This window comes from Paenarthrobacter sp. R1, from assembly GCF_030264015.1.
Classification (GTDB): domain Bacteria; phylum Actinomycetota; class Actinomycetes; order Actinomycetales; family Micrococcaceae; genus Arthrobacter; species Arthrobacter ureafaciens.
Genome location: NZ_CP127115.1, coordinates 551,780 through 574,793 on the forward strand (window position 1 = coordinate 551,780; position 23,014 = coordinate 574,793).

Below are 23,014 nucleotides of genomic sequence, written 5' to 3' on the forward strand. Positions count from 1 at the left end.
TAGAGCCACGTCGTGGGACCACCCCGCAACTTCCTTGTACACAGACCATTACGAACTGACGATGCTGCAGGCGGCACTCCACTCGGGGGCCGCGCACCGCCGTTCGGTATTCGAGGCATTCGCCCGCCGCCTCCCCGACGGACGCCGGTACGGCGTGGTCGGCGGGACCGGACGCCTGCTCGAGGGGATCGCCGATTTCCGGTTCGGGGACGCCGAGCTTGAATTCCTGGCGAAGAACAAGGTGGTCAACCCGGAAACACTGGATTACCTCGCCAACTACAAATTCAGCGGAGACATCTGGGGTTACGCGGAGGGAGACGCCTATTTCCCCAACTCCCCCATCCTCATTGTTGAATCAACGTTCGCCGAAGCCTGCATCCTGGAGACCTACATCCTCTCGGTCCTCAACCACGACAGCGCCATCGCCTCGGCCGCCTCGAGGATGACCTCGGCGGCCGGGAACCGCCCGTGCATCGAGATGGGCTCCCGGCGCACCCAGGAGGAATCGGCGACGGCGGCAGCACGTGCCGCTGTCATCGCCGGCTTTGCCAGCACCTCCAACCTGGAAGCCGGCAGGCGCTACGGGATCAAGACCGTGGGCACGGCGGCCCACTCCTTCACGCTTCTTCACGACACCGAGCGGGAGGCCTTCGAGGCCCAGATCGCGGCTTTCGGCCCGGGAACATCCCTGCTGGTGGATACCTACGACGTCGAGACGGCGGTCCGCACCGCCGTCGAGCTCGCGGGCGACAAACTGGGCGCCGTGCGCCTGGACTCCGGAGACCTCGTGGCGCAGGCCCAGTGGGTCCGGCAATTGCTGGATGACCTGGGGAACGTCAACACCCGGATCGTGGTGACCTCCGATCTGGACGAGTACGCCATTGCCGCCCTCCAGTCCGCACCCGTGGACTCCTACGGTGTGGGCACCTCGCTGGTCACCGGTTCCGGAGCACCCACGGCAAGCATGGTCTACAAATTGGTCAGCCGCACCAACGACGCCGGCGAGTTCATTTCGGTTGCGAAGGCCGCCAAGAACAAGACCAGCGTGGGCGGACGCAAATATGCCCTTCGAAAACTCAACGAACGCGGCAAGGCAACGCAGGAGGTCGTGGGCATCGGACACCGGCCCGAGGATGACGGAAACGACCGTTCACTGCTGCAGCAGTTCGTGAAAAACGGCGAGGTCCTCCCCGGCTGGACTGGTCCTGAAGGCGTCATCCGGGCCAAGGAGCGCCACGCTGCCAGCATGGCTGAACTGCCCGCCGTCGTGAACCGGCTGCAGCGTGGCGAAGCAGCGATCCCCACCGTGTACGAGGAGAACTGATGTCCAAGGCACTGATCATCGTCGACGTCCAGAACGACTTCTGCGAGGGCGGCTCACTGGCTGTTAATGGCGGAGCCGCAGTGGCGGCCGCCATCAGCGAATACCTTGACGCGAACCAGCAGCAGTACGACCACATTGTGGCAACGCAGGACTGGCACATCGAGCCCGGCGACCATTTCTCCGAGACTCCGGACATGGTGGACTCCTGGCCACCGCACTGCCGCGCGCGGACCAAGGGCGCCGAAATCCACGAGGACCTCGACCCCGAATTCATCCAAGCGTATTTCCGGAAGGGGCAGTACACCGCCGCCTATTCCGGATTCGAGGGAGTGCTCGCCCCGGAAGACGACGTTCCTTCCGGCGACTTGAAAGCGGGACAGGCGGTCACTGAAGTGCTGGATGAGGACGCGATCGGCCTGGATGACTGGTTGCAAAGCCACGATGTGGAAGACGTGGTGGTGGTAGGACTGGCCACCGATTACTGCGTCCGGGCCACGGCATTGGATGCCGTGCAGGCGGGGTACAACACCACGGTCATTGCGGAGCTGACAGCGGGGATAGCCGAGGACCCGGAGGAGGTCTTCGAGGAACTGGAAGCCGCAGGGGTCGAAGTCGAACGCCCCTGACGCTCTATCACATCCCACCCCACCTCCCCCAACGCCCTATCACCGGCCTATCAGCTGTCAGACGACGAAACGCTCCCCTTTTGGGGAGCGTTTCGTCATTTTCTTGAAGGCACCAGTGATAGAGGAAGCCCCCCCAAGACCTCAGGACGTGATAGAGGAAACCCCCCAACACGTCGGGACGTGATAGAGGAAGGGCCCCAACCCGTCGGGACGTGATAGAGGAAGCGCCGGGCGGGCTACTTGCGTCCGATGAACCAGTCCTGGAGCTTGCGCAGGCGAGCCTGAAGCTGTTCTTCGTTCGCTTGCGCCACGGCCGGGCCGCCACACAATTCCCGCAGCTTTGTGTGCACCACGCCATGGGGGGTTCCGGTCCGCGCGGACCAGGCGGAGACATTCTTGGCCAATTCGTTCCGCAGATCCATCAGCATGCGGTGATCCGGTATGGCGGGGGCTGCTTCCGCTGCCGGAGCCTTCCGATTCCTGCGCGACTGCTGTTCGTGCTGGCGCTGGCGGAGGAGCATGCCCACCTGGTCGGCGTCGAGGAGCCCCGGGATGCCCAGAAAGTCGAGCTCCTCGTCCGAACCGATGTCTCCCCCGGTGCCGAACTCGCCGCCGTCGAACAGCACACGGTCAAACGAGGCCTGGGAGTCCAGGGCCTCGAACTTCCCCTTGGTGAGTTCGTCAGAGGCCTTATCCTCACGGTTGGCCTCCGCCATGAGGTTTTCCTCAGGGTTGAAAAGGCCGTCGTCGTCCTTCTCCGGCCGGTCAAGCGCGTGGTCCCGTTCGGCCTCCATCGAGTTCGCGAGGACCATCAGCGGCGGTACGGACGGCAGGAAGACCGACGCCGTCTCGCCCCGCTTGCGGGCACGCACGAAGCGACCTACTGCCTGGGCGAAAAAGAGCGGCGTGGACGTTGACGTCGCATAGACACCCACCGCCAGGCGGGGAACGTCGACGCCTTCCGACACCATGCGGACCGCAACCATCCATCGCTGGTTTCCTGCGGAGAATTCCTCGATCTTGCTCGATGCCTTGGAATCATCGGAAAGGATCACCGTGGGCGATTCGCCGGTGATCTTCTTCAACTGCCCGGCGTAAGCACGCGCATCCTCGTGGTCCGTGGCAATGACCAGCGCCCCGGCGTCGGGAACGGTCCGGCGGACCTCGCTCAAGCGTTTGTCAGCCGCAGCGAGGACAGCAGGAATCCATTCACCTGCCGGGTTCAGTGCTGTTCGCCATGCCTGGGACGTGATGTCCTTGGTGACCGCCGCTTCGCCGAGCGAGGCCGCCATCTCATCACCGGCACTGGTGCGCCAGCGCATCTGGCCCGAGTAGGCCATGAAGAGTACCGGACGCACCACGTGGTCGCGGAGTGCGTCACCGTACCCGTAGGTGTAGTCGGCCTTGGAACGCCTGATTCCGTCCCGGTCCTCCGCGTACTCAACGAACGGAATCGGGGAAGTATCCGAGCGGAAGGGCGTACCCGTCAGGGACAAGCGGCGCGCGGCCGGATCAAAGGCTTCGCGAAGCCCGTCACCCCAGGACAGCGCCTCGCCGCCGTGGTGGATCTCGTCCAGGATCACGAGCGTGCGTGCGGCTTCGGTCTTGGCCCGATGCAGCATGGGCTTGCTGGCCACCTGGGCGTAGGTCACGGCAACACCAACGAATCCGCGGCCGTGCTGGCCATCGGAATTCTTGAAGTTGGGATCAATGGCAATTCCGACACGGGCGGCGGCATCTGCCCACTGCCTCTTCAAGTGGTCGGTCGGCGCCACGATGGTCACGCGGTTGACCACGCCGGTGTCGAGCAAAGTGGTGGCAATCCGCAGCGCGAAGGTCGTCTTACCGGCACCCGGCGTAGCAACGGCAAGGAAGTCCTTGGGGCTGCGGGTCATGTAGAGGTCCAGGGCCTCCTGCTGCCAGGCGCGCAGCTTCGGGGCGGTGCCCCACGCTGCGCGTTCCGGATAGGCGGGAGGCAGGGATGGGCCACCAAAAAGTGTTTCTGTCATGCGAGGTCCCCCAGGCAAATGGCAGCGCCCGGCGCTTCCGGCCTCACGGCCGGAACGGGGCGGCAAGCCGCTAAGCGGCAGTGATCAAAGAGGGCTTGGTGTGACTTTCCGGCCACTACTTGGAATCGCCCGGGCCGCCGTCATTGCCCGGACGGAGGCCGTCATAGATCTCCTTGCACTCCGGGCAGACAGGGAACTTCTTGGGATCACGGCCCGGCGTCCAGACCTTGCCGCAGAGGGCAATGACGGGCTCGCCGGTCATTGCCGACTCCATGATCTTTTCTTTCCGCACATAGTGCGCAAACCGCTCACGATCGCCGGGTTCCACTTCCTGGCGCGTTTCCTCGCGCTCAATGGTGGCAGTGGACGTTCCGGCTCCGGAAAGCTCTCGCATGGGGTCGTTCTCGAATGGATCCGGAGGAAGCGTAGTCATGCCATCCATCCTACCGGCTAAAGCCCCTGCCACTCCGGCTTGTTGTCGTAGGTGTGGCGATAGTAATCGGCCAACTTCAGCGAGGACGCCGCGGCTTCGTCAACCAGGATGGTGGCATGGGGGTGCATCTGAAGCACGGACGCGGCACAGATCGCCGCCACCGGCCCCTCGACGAAATCCCGCACGGCTTGGGCTTTTTGGGCACCCGTTGCCACCAGGATCACATGCTTGGCGTCCATGATGGTGCCAAGGCCCTGGGTGACCACATGGTGCGGAACTTCATCGATGTTCCTGAAGAACCTGGCGTTGTCCTTACGGGTTTGCTCAATGAGGGTCTTGATGCGGGTGCGCGAGGCAAGCGAGGAGCCGGGCTCGTTGAACCCGATGTGGCCGTCAGTCCCCACGCCCAATATCTGCAGATCCACCCCACCGGCCGCTTTGATGGCATCCTCGTACGCCTGGCAGGCGGCCACCAGATCCGCCGCGGTACCGTCCGGACTGTGGACATTCTCAGGCTTGATGTTCACCCGGTTGGTGAACTCGCGCCGAATAACCTCGCGGTAAGACTCCGGGTGACCAGCCTCAAGCCCGACGTATTCGTCCAACGCAAACCCATGGGCCTGGCTGAAGTCCAGGTTGCCGGCTTCGTAGCGTCGGGCAAGTTCGTCGTAGATGGGCAGCGGCGAAGATCCCGTGGCCAAGCCCAGCACCGCGTTGGGCTTCCTCCTGACCAGCGCCTCGATGGCGTCGGCAGCCAAAGCGCCTATCTGTTTGGTGCCGGGGAGAATGACAACTTCCATCGTCGGGCCTTTCAACGGTTGCGGATGCTTACAAACTACTCTCGAGGATATCCCATGTCCTATAACTAATCATGGTGCTGGCAGGGTTGTGACATGCGCTCACCGGTTCACGCTCAATTGCGCGAACAGTTCAGGACCACGGACGTCCAGCCATCTCCCGCCCAACCGCACACCTGTTATGAAGAGGGCGATCCCCAGCAACGGTCCTATGGCAAGGTTGACCCATCCCGCCTCCGGCCCGCCTGCGATGACTTGAACCAGTACCAATGCCAACTCGGGCAGCAGCAGGACGGTAAGGACCAGCATGCCCACGCCCTGCACCGCGAGTGTCTGGGCCACATTGCCAGGCGGCTTCTTGAACGGGCTGTCGCCGGGCAGAGGAACAGCGACGTTGTAGCGGGCAGAAATGACCGACGACAATCCGAGGCCGGAGAACAACGTTCCCACAGCGAGGCCCAGAAGATTCGGGAGCCAGATCCAGTCTCCGGTGACGGCGATAGGGCCAATGGTGAAGACCAGGACCACGGGCAAGGAAATAACAAGGCAAGCCAGCGCGCGGCCCAGTCGGTCATCCACGCCACGGACCCCGGAAGCCAGGTGCAAGGCAAAAGCCGTGTTGTCGTAGGAGACATCGGCGGAAATGGACCAAGCCATCATGAACGCCGTCAGCGGGCCGAGGATCATCAGCATGCCATAGCTGCCCGTCTGGCTTCCGCTGAAGAAGAAGATCACCGGAAGCAGCGGTATCACCACCAAGGAGCCGGCGTATCGCGGGTCCTTCAACCAGTACACCAGTGCCCTCGCGGCCACCGCTCCGGCGGGCGTGCCGGGAAGCACCCCGAACAGGCCGAGTTTGCCGCCCTTCTTTGCGGAGCCGCCGGAATACGGAGGCGTGACCAGCGCCCGCTGCAACAGGACGTGCCAGCACCACAGCAACAACGCAAGGGTGGACAGGGCAACGACGGCCTTAAGTCCTGCAGCCGCGAAGTTCCCGGCTTCCAGGTCGCCGCCAAGGGACCATGCCGCACCCAACGGCGTCCAGGAGACGGAGCGGGCAAGTGCCTGCAGGTAATCCCCACTGCCACGGATGCCCTCCACGATCCCCATCATGATGGGCCCCAAAAGCACCAGGGGAATGAAGACGATGATGCTGCTAACGTCCTTGAACCGGCGCGAAGACGCCAGCCCGGCCGTCGCCGTCGTGACGACCTTGGACAGCACTATGCACGTCAGGGCACCCAGGAGAGCACCGATCAAGGCTCCCACGGCAGCCGGAAAACTCCGGGACCATGTCCCTACCGTGCCCAGGGCTGCCAACAGTGTTGCCAGTCCCGGTATCCCGATGAACCCGGCCAATGCCAGGCCCGCGAGCAATTGCCTTGGCGGTATGGCGTAACTGCTGAACCGCGCCGGATCCAGCGTCATGTCCGCAGCGGAAGCCACCAGCGGGATGATTCCCCAGCCGAGGATGGCCGCCGCACCTCCCAACACCACCACGGTGTGGGCAATCCCGGCATCAGCCCAGCGAAGTGCAATCAGGCCTCCGATAAGGAGCGACAGCATGCCGAGGGCATAAAGCAGGCCAAGGCCCATACCAATCAATTGAAGCGGGCTGCGTCTAAAGCCGTTCAGCAGCAGCCGCCACTTGAGCCTCAGAAGGTGCGCAACCATTCGAGCCCCTCCGTCCGGTGACCGCCACCTACAAGCTGGACAAAGCGTTCTTCCAGGGTGGAGCCTGCGCGGACCTCGTCCACGGAACCGGCAGCCAGGACCCGGCCACCGGCAACCACGGCTACGTGGCTGCACATGCGCTGCACGAGGTCCATGACGTGGCTGGAGACGATGACGGTTCCCCCGGAGGCTACATAGCCGTCCAGGATTCCCCTGATGTTGGCCGCGGAAACAGGGTCCACGGACTCGAAGGGCTCGTCCAAGACGAGGAGCCGGGGCGCATGGATCAAGGCAGAGGACAGCGCAATCTTCTTGGTCATGCCCGCTGAATAGTCCACCACCAGCGAACCCGCATCAGCTTGCAGGTCGAAGGCTGCCAGCAGCTCACCCACCCGGGACTTAACCACGTCCCGGTCCATACCGCGCAGCAGACCTGCGTAGGTCACCAATTGTTCGCCGGTGAGCCTGTCAAACAAGCGGACACCGTCCGGCAGCACTCCCATGAGCTTCTTGGCTTCCAAGGGACGCGCCCACACGTCCACCCCGTGTACCAGTGCGGTGCCGAAATCCGGACGGAGCAGTCCGGTGGCCATGGACAAGGTGGTGGTTTTGCCGGCCCCGTTGGGGCCAACCATTCCATAAAAAGACCCGGCCGGAACTTCGAGGCTCACACCGTCGACGGCGATTTTGTCACCAAAGCGCTTGGCGAGTCCGCGGATGGACAACGCAGAAGGCTGCTGGACCCCGGGAGTTTGTGTCGCCCCGAATACCTCCTGCGGGTGGGCCGTTACCGACGGCTCCTGAGCGGGCAGGGACTGGCTGCTGTTTTCATGGTCTGGTTCCCTCATGCCTCCAGCCTAGCCGGGCACTGTCCGCCTCCGTCAGAGCTAAAAGCCGTGGCGCGGAATGGCCCGTTCGTATTGTGGAACCCACGAAATTTCGTGCCCGATCTCGTATGCAGCGCGCAACCACCAGTGCGGGTCGCGTAGTGCAGCGCGGGCCATGAACACGGCGTCGGCCCGCCCGTTGGCGACGATGTCTTCTGCCTGGGTGGGGCTGGTCAGCAGCCCCACAGCTCCGGTGGGAACACCGGCGTCGTGCTTTACCCGCTCGGCGAAGCCGGCCTGGTAGCCGGGCACGGCCTTGATGGACTGGTGGGCAACCGCGCCGCCGCTGGAAACGTCAACAAGGTCCACGCCGCGCTCTGCGGCCGCACGGGCGAGGCGGACCGAGGCCTCCACATCGACTCCCCCGTCGGCCCAATCCGACGCGGAGATCCGCAGGAGCAACGGCATCGAATCGGGGATCACAGCCCGGACGGCGTCCACCACGGCGAGCATGAGGCGGTTGCGGCCGGCTTCGTCCCCGCCCCACGCGTCCGAGCGGGTATTGATCAGGGGGCTCTGGAACTGGTGCAGGAGGTAGCCGTGGGCGCCATGGATCTCAACGGTGTCGAAGCCGATCGACACCGCTCGTTGCGCTGCGGCTGCAAAGTCGGCCACAACGCCAAGAATTTCTTCTTCCGTCATCGCCGCCGGCGCTGCGTAGCCGTCAAAAGCATCCGTTGTGGGCCCCACCGTTGGCCAACCACCGTCTGCAGGAGGAACGGTCCCGGATTTCCCGGAGAAGGGCCAGTAAGTAGAGGCCTTCCGCCCGGCGTGGGCCAGCTGTGCGCCGATCTTGCAGTCCACGGCCCCGTGGGCATGGACAAATCCGACGATACGCTCCCACGCAGCCGCCTGTTCGTCAGAGTACAGGCCGGCATCGCGCGGGCTGATCCGTCCGGCGGGGTTGACCGCTGCCGCCTCGCTCATGATCAGGGCCGCACCTCCGGACGCAAAGGAACCAAGATGCATCAGGTGCCAGTCGTTGGGCACCCCCTCCCCCGTCTCCGGCAGGCAGCTGTACTGGCACATGGGAGAAACCCAGCCGCGATGCGCGATGGTGAGCGAACGCAGCTGGAGCGGGCTGAACAGCGCGGAGGGCACTAGAACAACACCCTCGCCAACCCTTGCCGCGCCTTGGCAACACGTTCGTCGGATACACCCACTACCTCGAACAGCTCAAGGAGCCGAACACGGGCTGCTTCCCTTTCCTGCCCAAAGTTCCGCCCGATGAAGGCAATGATGCGGTTGAAGCCGTCCTCGACGTGCCCGCCGGACAAATCAAGATCGGCGACGCCCAGCTGCGCGTGGACGTTATCAGGCTCCTGTGCGGCAAGTTCCCTGAGGCTTTCGGCATCTGCCGCGCTCAGTTTTTCCAGTCGGGCCATCAGCTCGACCTGGGCCAGGCCCGCCTTCGCATCAGCATCAGCCGGTTGTTCGAGGAGCGCCTGCTTGTAGGCGGCGGCTGCACCGGCGTAGTCGCCGGCTTCAATCGCGTGGATTGCGGCTTGGTGCAGCGGCGGAAGGGGTTCCGGCTCTGCTTCAGCACCCTGGGTGCCGTCGCCGATGCTTCCGGTCACGCCGTTGGCGGCTGCCACTTGGAGGAGTTCCTCCACAAGGCTCTTGATTTGGGCGTCGTCGGCAGGCCCTTGGAAGAGGGGAACCGGCTGGCCTTTGACCACGGCAACGGCCGTGGGAACGGCCTGTACCTGAAATGCCTGGGCAAGCTGCGGGAAGGTGTCTACGTCCGCAGCAGCGAGGACCAGCCTGCCCCCGAAGCTTTCCACGACGCGCTGCGCTGCGGCAAGCACGCCGGGCGAATCGGCCGCGTAGCGCGACCACAAAAGGAAGAGCACAGGCACCTGGGCGGACAGCTGCACCAGGTCCTGGAAATTTGTTTCCGTGGCGTCGACGCGCAGCGACGGGCCTCCGGCTGCAGCTTCTCCGTTCTCCGTGGGCTCCGGAGAGGCGGCCGCGACAGGCGGCTGCGGCGGTGCGGGAGGCCGGCGCAACGACGAGAGGTCGACGGCGCCACGAAGGTTAAGCTGACTGGCAGCGGCTGGAGTGGGACGGTATCCGGGCGAACTCATACCGACCACTCTAGCCGCTGCCATGCCGTGGGAAGGCTACTTGAAGCTGGCTCCCACGAGGCCGCGGGTCGCAGCCACGAGCTTCATCGGATCCGAGGAACCGGCCGGCGGAATGTAGACCGCCACCGACTCTGCGAAGTTCAGCGACATACCCGTCGTGGTTTCCTTGCCACCGGCAAAGACGGCTGAATCGTCTTCAAGGATCAGCTTGTCACCGGCGGCCTTGGGAGTTCCCTCGAAGGAGAAGTCCAGGCGGCCGACCACCAAGGCACCGCCGTCGGCCGTGCGAAGCACTACCGTCTGGTTGGTGACCGGGGTATGGGTGAATTTGAAGTTGGCGCTGGTACCGTTCTTGACCGTCTCCGCCTGGTACGTCAGGGCACCGGCGATGTAAGGCGAGGACTGCCCGTCAGCAAGCTTGCTGCGGTTGGGCGAGTCCGGCGTGGTCAGCATCTCACCAAGGATGCCCAAAGCTTCGTTGCCGCTGTAGGCAAGGCCCGTCTTGTCATCGGCAGCGGCAGGGGCGGTTCCTTCACGGGGCACCGGGAACGAGGGGAAGTTGGTGCCGGGCTGAAGGGGAGCCGTTCCCCACAGCTTGTAGTTCTCGCGCGGCGAGAGCTGGACCAAGGTCAGCACCTGCGGGACCACGTTGCCGTCGCCCTGGGTCAGTGCGAAGACCGTACGCGGCCAGTCGCGCTTGGTGCTGATAACACTGCTTTGCAGCTTGGTGGCGCGGACAGGCATGCGTGCCTCGTAGGCCGAAACCGCGGAACGGATCTTGTAGTTGGCCGTGCGGACCTGGAGTTCCATCATGTCCACGCGCGGTGCCAGCTTGGCGGCGTCCTTGGCGGCATCGGCTGCATCCACAGTGCTGGCCACCTGTTCGAGGATGCGCTGGAGCTGGGACTCGAGCATGACGGGTTGCGCGTCGCCGCCTTCGGCGGCCGGGGCGCTCGGGGAACCCGGGTTCGATGCCGGCACGGCCTGGGCCGCGACGGCCGTTCCGCCCACCAGCGTGGCCACGAGGGCGCCGGCAACGGCAGTGACGCGGAGGGCGGACCCTTCTGTACCTGGCGTACGACGGCGGTCGGCGCCGTCTGCGGGCGACTGCACCGGAAGAGCGGTGGTCTCTCCGCCATCACGGGGGGCATCGTCGTCGTTGTCCTTGCGGCGTGCGGCCAGTGCCCTGGCGACAAACGGCAGTGCCGCGCCGACAAGGATGATGATGATGCCCAGGACGATGAGCGGAACAGCCCACGGTGTGGTGGCGTTGTTCGGGAACGTCATGGAGATCGACGACGGCGCGGGCTTGGTTCCGTCGCTGGCTACCAGCAGCGACCACTCGCCGCCGGCCGGCGGGTTCCACGTGTAGTCGAGCTCGCCGCTGCCTTCTTCGGTGTTGACCCAAAGATCCGAACCTACCGGCGTGGGGGCCGTAGCCTCGCCGTCCTCCGCGGTGACTTCCAGCGACTTCTGGTCCTGCGATACCCCGGTGAGGGTGTTGTGGGCGGTTTCGCCCACCCAGGCTTCGACGTCGTCGGGCCGTCCCGTGGCGACGATGAAGTTTCCTTCACCTTGGATCTTGATCTTCACCGGACCCTCGTGGAGGGCAATCAACTTCTGGTCGATTACCGTCAACGGGGCAGCTTTAGTGTCACTGGGTACCGAGGCCGTCACGGTCTCGGAGGGGGCCCAGAAAGTCAGCTGGCCAATGCCGGCCAGCATCGTCAGCAGGCCCAGCAGCACCAGCGTGGCTGCAGTCTTCAAACGCACAGGATCACCTATCATCAGCGGTCGTTGAACTTCAAGGGTAACCGTTTTGTTATCAAAGAGTCAGATCGGGCCTCGGGCCCGGACACACCCGAATCCCCGTAACGGCGCTGTCAAAGCGCAAATACAGGCTCCTGATAGTGTGGCGATCATCATGGTACCCGGGCTGCTTTTAGGCCCGGAAATGCCGCCGAGATGACATAACCGTCGTTACCGAGCAAAGGAACCCGACCCGCGTGAAAGACCACTTGGACCCCCGGCCCGTCGACGGATCCGGTACGCCCGGCGTGGACGCCCCCGCCGAGGGGACCTCCGTGACGGTCCCGGTGCGGACGGGACGCTGGGCGGCTTTGGGCCGTAGGCTGCGCCAGCCCATACCCGGCGCCCGGACGCGCGTCCGGTTCGAAATGCCGCCCGAGGACGAATCCGATGACTACGCGGAGCGCTTAAAGGGAGAGGACGAAGGCAACTTCGGGGCCCCCGGCCCCAGGATGTCCTCGCAGCATCCCTTGTACGTCGGGTTCATGGGTACTGCCGGCGTCGGGGTCGCATTGCTGGTGTACTACATCGCCAGCAATACGACGCAGTTGTTGTTGTGGATCGTCACCGCACTGTTCATAGCCCTGGGGCTCGACCCCGTGGTGCGCTGGCTCGAATCCCGCAAGATTCCCCGCCCTGCCGGAATCCTCATCTCGGTATCCGTGCTGGTCCTCGCCGTCGCCGGTTTCTTCGCCACCCTGATCCCCACCATCGTGGGCCAGGTATCGGAGATTGTGCGCCAGGCTCCCGACTGGATCCGCGATTTCCTCAACTCCGACTTCTTCCGGACGGTGGACAACCAGTTTGGCCTCCGGGAGAGGATCACCACGGAACTGGACAAGTTCGGCCAAAACTCCGAGGCAGTCGGCGGAATCTTCGGCGGCGTAGTGGGCTTCGGCTCGTCCGTGGCCAACGGCCTGTTCGGCACGCTGATCGTCCTGGTGCTCAGCCTCTACTTCCTGGCCGCGCTTCCCTCCATGAAGCGGTGGGCCTACCGCCTGGCTCCGCGTTCACGCCGGCCCCGGGTCGAAGCCCTGTCGGAGGCCATCACCGATTCCGTGGGCAACTACGTCATAGGCCAGGCCTGCGTCGCACTCCTGAATGCACTGTTCGCGTTCATCGTGATGACTATCCTGGGCATCCCCTTCAGCGTCCTGCTGGCCTTTGTGGTGGCGTTGCTGGCGTTCATTCCGCTGGTCGGCGGCATGATCGCCGCCGTCGTGGTCATCTTGGTGGCACTCACCGCCGGATGGCAGACGGCCGTGATTTACGCGATCGCCTACTTTGCCTACCTGCAGTTCGAGGCATACTTCATCTCCCCGCGCATCATGCAGCGGGCCGTAGCCGTGCCGGGGGCCGTTGCCGTGATCTCCGTCATCGCCGGCGGCAGCCTCCTGGGCGTCCTGGGCGCCCTGATCGCCATCCCGACAGCGGCGGCCATCATGCTGCTGATCAAGGAAGTGTTCATCGTCCGGCAAGACCGGCACTGACGGGCACTGTCGCGCTGAGCGCTGCCGGGCCCTAACCCTGCGCTACCGGCCCCGCCCAGGTCCGCGGCAATCCGTCCGCGCCCGCACCCGCTTCCGTGACGTCGTCGACGATTTCATCCAGGACGCGCGCCGCGTACTTCTCTCCGACCCAGAGGTGCTTGGCGCCGTCGACTCCCACCAGCCGCGCTTGCGGCACCAGGCTGAAGCGCCGGGCGGCCTCGGCAGGCTGGAGGTAATCGTCATGCTCCGGGACAAGCACCGTCAGCGGTTTGCCGGCTGCAGCCCACTCCTTCAGATGCACATCGGTGGCACGGTGCAGGGGCGGCGACAACAGGATTGCCCCTTCCACCTGTGAGGCAACCGGCTCCACGGCCCCGTACATCAGCGCCAGCTCGGTTCCGAAGGACCACCCCACCAACCAGCGGTTCGGCAGCCCGCGCTCCACGGCGAAGCGGACCGCGGCTTCGACGTCGTAGCGCTCCCCGATCCCCTCTTCGAACCCGCCGTCGCTGGTACCCCGCGGGGAACTGGTGCCGCGCGTGTTGAACCGCAGGACCGCCACCCCGGAGAGCGCCGGCAAGCGGTAGGAGGCTTTGCGGTACACGTGGGAGTCCATGAATCCGCCATGGGTGGGCAGCGGGTGGAGGGTTATGAGCGTGGCCGCAATCTCCCCGGACTCCGGCAGCGCCAACTCCCCAACCAAGACTTTTCCGTCCTCTGTGGTGAACTCCACATTCTCCCGACGGGCGGGAAGCACAGTGGAAGCACGGATTTCCGATGGAGCATCCTGGGGCGTGAAGACGAAGCTGGCGGGATCGAAAGTCATGGCATCCAGCCTAAGGGAATCAGCGGTAGCGGTAGGTCCGGGTAGTCCAGCAATTGGTGTGCCAATGCCTCCGCTCGGCCAGGCCCGCAGCTTCACCGAACAGGTGGCTGTCCGACCACACCACCAGGTGCGCGATGCCGGGCATGATGGCGGTGGAGCAACCCGGGCAGATGTATTGTTTCTCCGCTTTCCGGGCGGTCATCGTCCGGACCATCCAGTCGCCGTCGGGTGCGCTTTCCCGCCTCGCGATACCTGCCCGGGCCCTTTCAAGGTCCAGATCAGGAGGCTCGCCGGCCCATTTGCTGGAACGCATGCCGGACGCGTTGCGACGGGGCCTGTTGGAGCGGGGCATGCATCCATTCTGCCCTGCCGCTGGCACCCAAGCGGTAATGTGGGGCGGGTGCGACTTGTCATAGCCCGTTGTTCTGTTGATTATGTTGGCCGCCTTAAGGCCCATCTGCCGCTGGCCACAAGGCTCCTGCTGGTGAAGGCTGACGGCTCCGTCCTGGTGCATTCCGATGGCGGCTCCTACAAGCCCTTGAACTGGATGAGCCCGCCGGCCACCCTCCGGGTTATCTCCCCGGAAGAGACCGAGGTGGAGGAAGGCGTGGTGGAGCAGTGGACGGTCCAGTCCGCTAAAACCGATGACCGCCTCATCATCAACATCCATGAACACCTCCATGACACCTCCCACGAACTGGGAGTGGACCCGGGCCTCATCAAGGACGGCGTCGAAGCCGACCTCCAGCGCCTGCTCGCCGAGCAGATCGAGACGTTGGGACCGGGCTATTCATTGATACGGCGGGAGTACTTCACGGCAATCGGGCCTGTAGACATCCTTGCCAGGGACGCCAACGGAGGCACGGTAGCCATCGAGTTGAAGCGCCGCGGCGATATTGACGGCGTGGAACAGTTGACCCGTTACCTGGAACTGCTCAACCGCGATCCGCTTCTTGCTCCCGTACGGGGCATCTTTGCCGCCCAGCAGATCAAGCCCCAAGCCAAGGTCCTGGCCAACGACCGCGGCATTGATTGCGTCACCCTGGATTATGACGCCATGCGCGGCGTGGATGACAGTGAGTCCCGGCTCTTCTGACGCCCCTTCCCGGGTGCTGTGCCGCAGGCCACTAGAATCGAAAGCATGACTGCCGCAGAGCACACTGCCCCTCCCGCGCCCAGCCTCCAGATTCTCGCGGGAACTTTGGTCACGGACGGCTCCGTCATCGAGGACGGCCTCCTGGCCATCGACGGCGACCGCATCGCTTACGCCGGACCCGCCGCCGACTTCGACGCCGAGGATTTCCCCGGCTTCGCCACCGCGATCCGGCACGGAGTGCCAACCGGCCACCTGATCCTTCCAGGCCTGGTGGATGTCCATTGCCATGGCGGAGACGGCGGGGACTTTCCCACGGGCGAGGAAGAGTCCGCCCGGAAGGCAGCCGCTTTCCTCCACCGTTCGGGAACCACCACGTTCCTGGCCAGCATGGTCACCGCTCCGCGGGAGGATCTGCTGCGCGGCATAGAGCTTTACGTGAAGCTTGCGGACGAAGGTCTTGTTGGCGGCATCCACCTCGAAGGACCCTTCCTGTCGCATGCCAGGTGCGGCGCACAGAACCCGGACTACCTGCTGGATCCGGACCTGGACCTGATGGAGGAACTGGTGTTCGCTGCCGCCGGCAAGCTCGCCACCATGACCTACGCGCCGGAACTCCCCGACGCTGCTGCCTTGGTTGACCTGATGACTTCCCACGGGGTGACCCCATCCCTGGGTCACACCGACTGCGACTACGCCGTTGCGGCCGCTTCCCTCGCCGCGGCCAAGGAAGGCCTGGAGTCGGCAGGGTTCGACGGCGTCAGCTCGCTGCCCACCGTCACCCACCTTTTCAACGGCATGCCTCCGATGCACCACCGCGCGCCGGGTCCTGTGGCCGCCTGCCTGCGGATGGCGCAGGAAGGCAAAGCGGTGGTGGAACTCATTGCCGACGACACCCACCTTGATCCCGCCATGGTGGCCACGGTCTTCCAGTTGATCGGCGCTCCGAACATCCTCCTGGTCACCGACTCCATGGCCGCTGCGGGGCTGGCGGACGGCAACTACATGCTGGGCCCGTCCCCGGTGACCGTCACCAACGGCGTTGCCACGCTGGATGCCACCGGGTCCATCGCCGGCGGAACCTCTACCCTGCTGGGTGTAGTGCGAAGGACTGTCGCCGCCGGGGTCGGCTTGCCCGAGGCCGTGTGTTCAGCCACCTCGGTACCTGCCGCCGTCCTGGGCCTTTCCGACGAGATCGGGGGTCTCCGGCGGGGGCTCCGTGCCGACGTTGTGACGACAGACCAGGAACTGGGCCTGACCGGCGTGATGCGTAATGGTGAATGGTTGTCGTGACGCCAAACGGCGCCCCGCGAATTAGGGTGTCGCGTTACCTCCTTTTTACCGAAAATTTTCGCCAAATTGCCTAAAAGACCGTTGACCTCCGGCAGCGCTCATGAAAGTGTTGTAGCAGTCTTTGTGTAGGTGGTTTTCATGCTCGCAAGACGGGTTGCGAGCGTGAAGCTCCTGCAAATCCAACTGTGCCCCAGTCGGTTTGCGGATCTTCTCGCGGAGTAACAAAGCCGGTACGAGGTGTATCGGACTGAAGTTCCATAATGAGGAGAAATACATGGCACTGGGAACCGTTAAGTGGTTCAACGCTGAAAAGGGCTTCGGCTTCATTACCCCGGATGACGCGGATGGCGACGTTTTCGTTCACTACTCCGAGATCCAGACCGGTGGTTTCAAGACCCTCGATGAGAACCAGCGCGTTCAGTTCGAGATCGGCCAGGGCGCCAAGGGCCCGCAGGCAACCGGCGTTACCGTTGTCTAATTAGCCACCGAAATCTGCCGGGGCCCGTTTTAGGACAGGCCGAACGCAGTTTCACACCAGATTGGCCCCGGTTTCGTACCGGGGCCAAGCTGTTTTAAGACAGCACCTTTAATGCCGGATATGTCCGATCTCAACAAACCTGGTCACAAACTGCGTGGAATAGCTTGCGCACCGGGAATGGGTGTTGACAATTCAACCAACCAAAGTACGCAACAGCCTTGCAGTGTGCCGCACTGATAAACCCGGAAGGTAAGCGCGGCTTAGTGCCCTTCCCATGGCCGGGAGGTGCAACGGGTCCTGGTAATACATGTAGAGCGTGCGATAGTCGGGCTGGAAGCGTGATTTGAAGGAAGCCAGGGAACGGAAGCCATAAACCGGTTCCAAAGCCTGTCCGACCAAGTCCAGGATTCCGGCCAGCCCTTCCGGCCGCTGGTCCATCTCTTCCTTCTCCCTTGCCAGTGGAGAACCTGACAGCGAAATAACCTCCACGGAATCCCTGAGATGCAGCACGGCCGAGGCGATAAGGAATTCCATGACTCCCGGGAAGGCATCGCCACGGCGCCTCATGAAGTCCAGGGTCCAGCTCACCACCTTTCCGTCGTCGTACACGGGCAGCCAGCTGGTGACTCCGTACACCAGGCCGTTTTCATCCACGGCCACGCAACACAGGACCTCGGGGTCGTCCAGCTCGTCAAGGCTGCCCAGCGTGAAGCCCATTTCAGGCACCCGCTTCTGTGCAGCCCACTCTTCGGAGACTTCGCCGACCTGCGCCCGCAGCCCGTGCGGCAGGGTCGGGTAGCTGCCCCATACCGCAGTAATTCCCATCTTGGCCGCCCTGTTGAGGGCCGTGCGCACGTTCTGCCATTCCTTGCCGCGGAACTCCAGGCCCCGGATCCTCAGCCTTGTCTCCTGGGCTACCGCCACACGCCGGAAACCCCTGGTCCGCAGCACAGGCCACAACTCCTCCGTGCACGAGTAGAGGCAAGGGACCAACGCGTGCTGCGCGCAATAATCCAGGAAACCGAGGGCTGTATCCCTGTGGTGCTCCGACCGTCCGATGGGCCCAGCCAGGGTCAAAGCCACATTGCCGTGTTGCTGGAAGGCCACAGCCCCATGGCCGTCGTCAGTAAACCAGTACTTCCTGGGCTCCCACAGGGTCATCCATGACAGGGAGTCGCCGCCTGCTTTCACCAGTTTCCTGGCGCGTTCCCGGGACTCCCGGTCCAGGCCACCGGCGTGGTGTCCCCGGACCAGCAAAACCCACACGCCCAGCAAAGCCACCAGCCAAAAGACTGTTCCGGAGTACGAGAACAGGAAAGCTTCCAGGGCATCGCGCTCGGCAAAAACCCTCCGGTAGACCCCGGGCAGCGGAACCGGCAGGTACTGACGTGCGAGCTCGGCACCCAGACCCAGCAGGCCGCCGTCGCGCGTCATCCCGCCGGATGCGAACCATACCGCGACGTAGAGAAGCACAAGTACTCCTCCGGTGACGCCCACCACCCAGAAGATCCTGCGGCGGAGCCGCACGGAAGAGTCCACGCGGAAGTGGCCACGGTAGGCAAAGAGGAGGACAGCGAGGATCAACGGCACCAACACCAGCGGGACGATGTGCGCCACCGCTGACCCCAGCAGCCCGGTCCGGGGACGGGCGATGTTCAAGGGCATGCTCGCAAACAGTGCGAGGTAGACCGTGGACAGCGCCACCACCACCACTTGGACGCCTATGGCTATGCCCAGGGCCAGCCGACGTCCCCTGCGCATGCCGTCGGCACAGATGAGCAGCAAGGCCATGGGAACCACCGCCAAAGCCAATCCAAAAGGCCCCGTGTACCCCTGCCGGGCCAGTTCAAGGCAGGCAACATCGATGCTCCCTCCACAATTGGTCTCCAATTGGCTCAGCGTGGGCAAAGGGTTGAGGATAACGTCCCGCAGCAACGCCAGCGGACCGGACGGACCCTTCGCTACCGTCGTCAGAAGGGGTCCGACAGCGAAGATGGCAGTGGTCAACGAGAGCAGGGTCCTGACCTCGCGTGCGGTGGAACGGTGCAAATGGAGGCTGCCCTCATTGCTTTGGGCCCACCAGGCAACCACCAGGCCCACCAACGCGCCCAGGAACCCCACCACAGTTTCCGGATGCCCCACGTACAGGACCAACAGCAACGTCAAGGACAAAGCAACGGTGCGAAAACGGCGCTGCCAGAGCGCCGTGAGCTTGGCACTCGCGGCGAGGCCGGTGGCCAGGACCGCCCCGTACGGACCAATGAGCCGATGATCCACCATTGCCGAGAGCCAACCGTCGTTGACGTACTGTGCCACCTGGGTCACCAGCAGGAAGGCCGTGACACACGCGAACTGGCATCCCAAAAACAGGCCCGCGGTCCGCAGGGAGCCTAGATGGCGTTCCGAGAAGCCGAGAAAAATCAACACCATGAGCACCGCCACGATGAACGCGGGAACGTTCGTCGTGAACAGCAGGGAGGTCCAGATGGACCACCACTCCCCCGCTTTCAAACCCTCCAGGGTGACTCCGGCTATCGGCAGCAAAGACTCCGGCGGCCCGGAAAGTATACTCCCCGACAACGCGGCGACCGTGAGGAAGACAGCCACGACGAACAAGGTAAACGGTGTGGACTGCACATGCCTCACCGCTTGACGGATCACCGGTTGAAGGACACCCTGGACTGCCAGGCTCACGGGGTGAGACCCCAGCGGCCGGCAAGGAAATCGAGCGCACCTGGCATCCCGCGGACAACACTGTCCCAGGAATGCCCGGCGTGTTCAATGGAGTGGTCCTCCACGTCGAAGCCCGCGGAACGGGCAGCCTCCGCAAGCACCTGCATGTAGCCGAGGAATTCGTTGTCAGTGGCACCGGCGGTGAGGTACATACCGCTGCCTTCGTACTGTCGCTCCTGCATGAGTACCAAAGGCGTCCGGGATTCGAAAGCTGCGGCATCGCCGTCGAACGAGTCAGCGATCGTCTTGTTTCGGTCCTTGGCAAGGGCCGGTTCCTGCTCGGCTGAAAAACCGAGCACGGAGGTGAAGAGTTCCGGATGGGCTGTACCCATTTGGACGGCGCAGGTTCCGCCGAAGGAGAAGCCTCCCACAGCCCACTGCCCGGGAGCCGTGGAGACATCCAAGGTTTTACTGATCCATGCAGGGACATCCTTGGAAAGGTAGGTATCGGCTTGGGCAATACGGCTGTCCATGCACATGGTGTTGGCATTGCCGGAGCCGTTGGGATCAACAACTATGGTCACCGGCGCGATACCGCCGTGATGCTCCGCAAACCTGTCCAGTTGCGCACGTAGCTGACCGCCCGTCAGCCAATCCGAGGGACCACCCGGCTGGCCGGAAAACAGGACCAGTACAGGAAGGCTTGGACGGGGTGGCGCCAGGTAGGCAGGCGGTAGATAGATATAGGCCTCGCGCGCGTTGAAGCCTGACTCGGTGCCCGGAATGCTCGCGCGACGAAGTATGCCGCCCTCCGGCATGCCGTCGGGGGCCTTCCACGAGGTGACGGACGGACCCGGTGCGCTGGCGGGCGCTCGTTGCAGGCTGGCTTCCAGCGGCTGGATCCGGGCGACAGCCGTGCCCAAAAGGTCGGCCACCGTGTTGTTGAGTCCGAAGTATTGATTCACTTGGACCGCGCTCAGGAGAATCACGCCCAAGGCAGCCAGGACACTTCCCGCGCGTCCTTTCCACGAAGAATGCCGAAGCCGTACTGCACACAGCAAGACGGCCGCCACTCCGGGCGCGGACCACGCCAGCACCTCAAAGGGAAGATTTTCGGAGAAGGTGGCCAGGAGGTCGACAAGAACCCAGTGCACCAGGGCCAGGATAACGACAGCCAGGACAGCTGCTCCGAGCACGACGACGGGCCACGTACGTTGCCGGCGCCACAGGAGGACTATTCCACCGGCAAGGCCGCACAACCATGCAAACCAGAAGAACGGACCATCCACGAGGCGGAGGTCGGACAGGAAGTCCATGCTTCTATCGCCAGGTGCCGACGCCGATGACCGGACCGGCCTCCAGCCAGGAAGAAAGCCCCGCGTAGGCTTCGAACTTCATGGCCAGCAGGAACTTCTTGCCCTCGTACTGAAGCTCGACCACCACCACATCGGGTTGTACTTGGACAAGCTCTTCTTCAGTGGGCTTGCGCCTGCCAAGAAGCTCAAGCGAGCTGCGCTTGAAACGGTACTTAGGTACCACGCTGAGGGACATTAAACGGAACCACTCGAGTTCCATGTCCTGATAACGACAAACCCCCATCTGCCAGCTGTTTCCAGCAATGCAAATGGAGGCGTCGACCGTGCCCAGGGCGCGCCGCAGATTGAAGCGGCGCACCCCGAAAAGGCACAGTGAAAAAACAAGCAACGCAAACGCCGCTGCCAAGGCGATGAACGGAATAAGGGAATCGTCCATCAAGGTCTAGCTATCGGATCCCCGCTGTAGCCGCTTCGCCCAAGTTGGCGTTGTCAGCAACAATGACCACACGATCGTTGTCGACGGAGAAGAACCCGCCATCGACCACTACCGCAATCCGGTCACCGGAAACCGGCTGGATTGCCAACTCGCCCTCAGCCAAAATGGCCAGAAGGGGCGAGTGGCCCGGCAGGATTCCGATTTCACCATCGCTGGTGCGGGCCTTCACCATCTTGGCCGCGCCGGACCACACGAAGTGGTCCTCCGCGACAATCTCAACCTCAAGCTCAGCCATATTACTTGGTCTGTTCCTGGATCTTGGCCCAGTTGCGCTCGACGTCATCCAGGCCGCCGACGTTGAAGAACGCCTGCTCTGCGATGTGGTCCAGCTCGCCGTCGCAGATGGCGGTGAAGCCTTCGACCGTGTCCTTGATGGAAACGGTGGAGCCCTCGACGCCGGTGAACTGCTTGGCGGTGTAGGTGTTCTGGGAGAGGAACTGCTGGATACGGCGTGCACGCGACACGACGATCTTGTCCTCTTCGGACAGTTCGTCAACACCGAGGATGGCGATGATGTCCTGGAGTTCCTTGTTCTTCTGCAGGATCTGCTTAACACGAACAGCCGTGTTGTAGTGGTCCTTGCCGATGTACTGCGGGTCCAGAATACGGGACGTGGACGTCAGCGGATCGACAGCCGGGTACAGGCCACGGGATGCGATTTCACGGGAAAGTTCCGTGGTGGCATCCAAGTGGGCGAACGTCGTTGCCGGAGCCGGGTCCGTGTAGTCGTCAGCGGGCACGTAAATTGCCTGCATGGACGTGATCGAGTGGCCCTTGGTGGACGTAATGCGCTCCTGGAGCAGACCCATCTCGTCAGCAAGGTTGGGCTGGTAGCCCACGGCGGACGGCATACGGCCGAGCAGCGTGGAAACTTCCGAACCTGCCTGCGTGAAGCGGAAGATGTTGTCGATGAAGAGCAGCACGTCCTGGTTCTGGACATCGCGGAAGTACTCCGCCATCGTGAGCGCAGACAGTGCGACCCTCAAGCGCGTTCCCGGCGGCTCATCCATCTGGCCGAAGACAAGGGCGGTGTCCTTGAGGACGCCTGCCTCTTCCATTTCAACCCAGAGGTCGTTTCCTTCACGCGTACGCTCGCCAACACCGGCGAATACCGAGGTACCACCGAAGTTACGGGCAACACGGGTGATCATTTCCTGGATCAGAACGGTCTTGCCCACACCGGCGCCACCGAACAGACCAATCTTTCCACCCTTGATGTAGGGGGTCAGGAGGTCGATGACCTTGATGCCGGTTTCGAGCATCTCCGTGGAGCCCTCGAGCGAAGCGAAGCTCGGAGCCTTGCGGTGGATCGGCCAGTAGGCGTCCGCCTTGATTTCCGACTCGTCGACGTCAAGCGGCTTGCCGAGGACGTTGAAGATGTGGCCCTTGACTCCGTCGCCAACGGGCACGGAGATCGGAGCGCCGGTGTCCTGGACAGTGGTGCCGCGGACGAGGCCGTCGGTTGCCTGCAGGGAGATGGCGCGGACGAGGTTGTCACCCAGGTGCTGGGAGGTCTCGAACGTGATGGTCTTGGTCTGGCCGTTGAGGGTAACCTCGGTGGTCAGCGCGTTGTAGATCTCGGGGATTGCGTCAGCCGGGAATTCGACGTCGACAACCGGACCAATAACACGGGCAATACGACCGGTTGCACCGGCCGTTGCTACGTGTTCGGTAGCAGTGGCAGTCATCTCTCTCACTTCACT

At 63.6% G+C, this 23,014-nt stretch carries 21 protein-coding genes; 6 read left to right on the forward strand and 15 right to left on the reverse strand.

All coding sequences use genetic code 11. The features are described 5' to 3' along the window. Window positions 1–34: 34 nt before the first annotated feature. Together QN084_RS02730 and QN084_RS02735 are read left to right on the forward strand one after the other, a co-directional pair. Complete coding sequence (locus QN084_RS02730; protein ID WP_069695140.1) at window positions 35–1,324, forward strand: nicotinate phosphoribosyltransferase; 1,290 nt, start codon at window positions 35–37, stop codon at window positions 1,322–1,324. Continuing rightward, window positions 1,324–1,950 carry an isochorismatase family protein gene (locus QN084_RS02735; RefSeq protein WP_069695141.1) on the forward strand — a complete coding sequence of 209 codons (627 nt, stop codon included), beginning with the start codon at window positions 1,324–1,326 and terminating at the stop codon, window positions 1,948–1,950. Before QN084_RS02730 ends, QN084_RS02735 begins: the two co-directional genes overlap by 1 nt. Window positions 1,951–2,186: 236 nt before the next feature. Here the strand turns inward: QN084_RS02735 and QN084_RS02740 are convergent, their stop codons facing one another. From QN084_RS02740 to QN084_RS02775, 8 genes are all read right to left on the reverse strand, one after another. Then, entirely contained in the window at window positions 2,187–3,959 is a 1,773-nt protein-coding gene (locus tag QN084_RS02740; protein WP_062097147.1) for a DEAD/DEAH box helicase, read from the reverse strand. A gap of 115 nt (window positions 3,960–4,074) precedes the next feature. After that, window positions 4,075–4,401, reverse strand: a complete 327-nt coding sequence (locus tag QN084_RS02745) for a DUF3039 domain-containing protein (RefSeq protein ID WP_062097149.1) — start codon at window positions 4,399–4,401, stop codon at window positions 4,075–4,077. Between the two features lie 8 nt (window positions 4,402–4,409). After that, complete coding sequence (nagB, locus tag QN084_RS02750) at window positions 4,410–5,192, reverse strand: glucosamine-6-phosphate deaminase (RefSeq protein WP_062097151.1); 783 nt, start codon at window positions 5,190–5,192, stop codon at window positions 4,410–4,412. A 99-nt stretch (window positions 5,193–5,291) separates the two neighbouring features. Further along, a complete protein-coding gene (locus QN084_RS02755) occupies window positions 5,292–6,863 on the reverse strand; it encodes a transporter (protein WP_069695142.1) in 1,572 nt (523 codons plus the stop codon). Continuing rightward, window positions 6,845–7,711, reverse strand: coding sequence for an ABC transporter ATP-binding protein (locus QN084_RS02760; RefSeq protein WP_083261888.1), 867 nt, complete (start codon window positions 7,709–7,711; stop codon window positions 6,845–6,847). Before QN084_RS02760 ends, QN084_RS02755 begins: the two co-directional genes overlap by 19 nt. 39 nt (window positions 7,712–7,750) lie before the next feature. After that, entirely contained in the window at window positions 7,751–8,851 is a 1,101-nt protein-coding gene (locus QN084_RS02765; protein ID WP_021470981.1) for an NADH:flavin oxidoreductase/NADH oxidase, read from the reverse strand. Further along, window positions 8,851–9,837, reverse strand: a complete 987-nt coding sequence (locus QN084_RS02770) for a tetratricopeptide repeat protein (protein ID WP_069695143.1) — start codon at window positions 9,835–9,837, stop codon at window positions 8,851–8,853. Before QN084_RS02770 ends, QN084_RS02765 begins: the two co-directional genes overlap by 1 nt. A 36-nt stretch (window positions 9,838–9,873) precedes the next feature. Next, window positions 9,874–11,625 carry a DUF8094 domain-containing protein gene (locus QN084_RS02775; protein WP_021470983.1) on the reverse strand — a complete coding sequence of 584 codons (1,752 nt, stop codon included), beginning with the start codon at window positions 11,623–11,625 and terminating at the stop codon, window positions 9,874–9,876. Window positions 11,626–11,843: 218 nt separating this feature from the next. Here QN084_RS02775 and QN084_RS02780 point away from each other — a divergent pair, with 218 nt between their 5' ends. Continuing rightward, complete coding sequence (locus tag QN084_RS02780) at window positions 11,844–13,136, forward strand: AI-2E family transporter (protein ID WP_021470984.1); 1,293 nt, start codon at window positions 11,844–11,846, stop codon at window positions 13,134–13,136. A gap of 31 nt (window positions 13,137–13,167) precedes the next feature. On the opposite strand, the gene QN084_RS02785 is transcribed toward QN084_RS02780, so the two are convergent. Together QN084_RS02785 and QN084_RS02790 are read right to left on the reverse strand one after the other, a co-directional pair. After that, window positions 13,168–13,962, reverse strand: coding sequence for an alpha/beta hydrolase (locus QN084_RS02785; RefSeq protein ID WP_062097158.1), 795 nt, complete (start codon window positions 13,960–13,962; stop codon window positions 13,168–13,170). Window positions 13,963–13,981: 19 nt separating this feature from the next. Then, on the reverse strand, window positions 13,982–14,314 hold the full coding sequence (locus tag QN084_RS02790) for an Rv1322 family protein (protein WP_021470986.1): 333 nt from the start codon (window positions 14,312–14,314) through the stop codon (window positions 13,982–13,984). Window positions 14,315–14,362: 48 nt separating this feature from the next. Here QN084_RS02790 and nucS point away from each other — a divergent pair, with 48 nt between their 5' ends. The 3 genes from nucS (at window position 14,363) to QN084_RS02805 (ending at window position 16,826) form a co-directional block, all read left to right on the forward strand. Further along, window positions 14,363–15,058 carry an endonuclease NucS gene (nucS, locus tag QN084_RS02795; protein ID WP_031216065.1) on the forward strand — a complete coding sequence of 232 codons (696 nt, stop codon included), beginning with the start codon at window positions 14,363–14,365 and terminating at the stop codon, window positions 15,056–15,058. Between the two features lie 45 nt (window positions 15,059–15,103). Continuing rightward, window positions 15,104–16,348, forward strand: coding sequence for an N-acetylglucosamine-6-phosphate deacetylase (locus QN084_RS02800; RefSeq protein WP_021470988.1), 1,245 nt, complete (start codon window positions 15,104–15,106; stop codon window positions 16,346–16,348). A 274-nt stretch (window positions 16,349–16,622) separates the two neighbouring features. Further along, window positions 16,623–16,826, forward strand: coding sequence for a cold-shock protein (locus tag QN084_RS02805; RefSeq protein WP_017199737.1), 204 nt, complete (start codon window positions 16,623–16,625; stop codon window positions 16,824–16,826). 192 nt (window positions 16,827–17,018) lie between these two features. Here QN084_RS02805 and QN084_RS02810 read toward each other — a convergent pair whose 3' ends face one another. Genes QN084_RS02810 through atpD form a run of 5 tightly spaced genes read right to left on the reverse strand, consistent with a single transcriptional unit; the run spans window position 17,019 to window position 22,999 of the window. Next, complete coding sequence (locus tag QN084_RS02810; RefSeq protein WP_031216066.1) at window positions 17,019–19,535, reverse strand: bifunctional lysylphosphatidylglycerol flippase/synthetase MprF; 2,517 nt, start codon at window positions 19,533–19,535, stop codon at window positions 17,019–17,021. Continuing rightward, the gene (locus QN084_RS02815) at window positions 19,517–20,815 is read right to left on the reverse strand and encodes an alpha/beta hydrolase (RefSeq protein WP_069695145.1); all 1,299 of its coding nucleotides are present in this window, start codon (window positions 20,813–20,815) and stop codon (window positions 19,517–19,519) included. The genes QN084_RS02810 and QN084_RS02815 overlap by 19 nt, the downstream gene beginning before the upstream one ends. Before the next feature lie 4 nt (window positions 20,816–20,819). Then, window positions 20,820–21,251 (reverse strand): DUF2550 domain-containing protein, encoded by a 432-nt coding sequence (locus QN084_RS02820; protein WP_021470991.1) that lies wholly within the window; start codon window positions 21,249–21,251, stop codon window positions 20,820–20,822. A gap of 10 nt (window positions 21,252–21,261) precedes the next feature. Then, window positions 21,262–21,546, reverse strand: a complete 285-nt coding sequence (locus QN084_RS02825; protein ID WP_021470992.1) for a F0F1 ATP synthase subunit epsilon — start codon at window positions 21,544–21,546, stop codon at window positions 21,262–21,264. A 1-nt stretch (window position 21,547) separates the two neighbouring features. Further along, window positions 21,548–22,999 carry a F0F1 ATP synthase subunit beta gene (atpD, locus tag QN084_RS02830; RefSeq protein ID WP_021470993.1) on the reverse strand — a complete coding sequence of 484 codons (1,452 nt, stop codon included), beginning with the start codon at window positions 22,997–22,999 and terminating at the stop codon, window positions 21,548–21,550. Window positions 23,000–23,014: the final 15 nt, after the last annotated feature.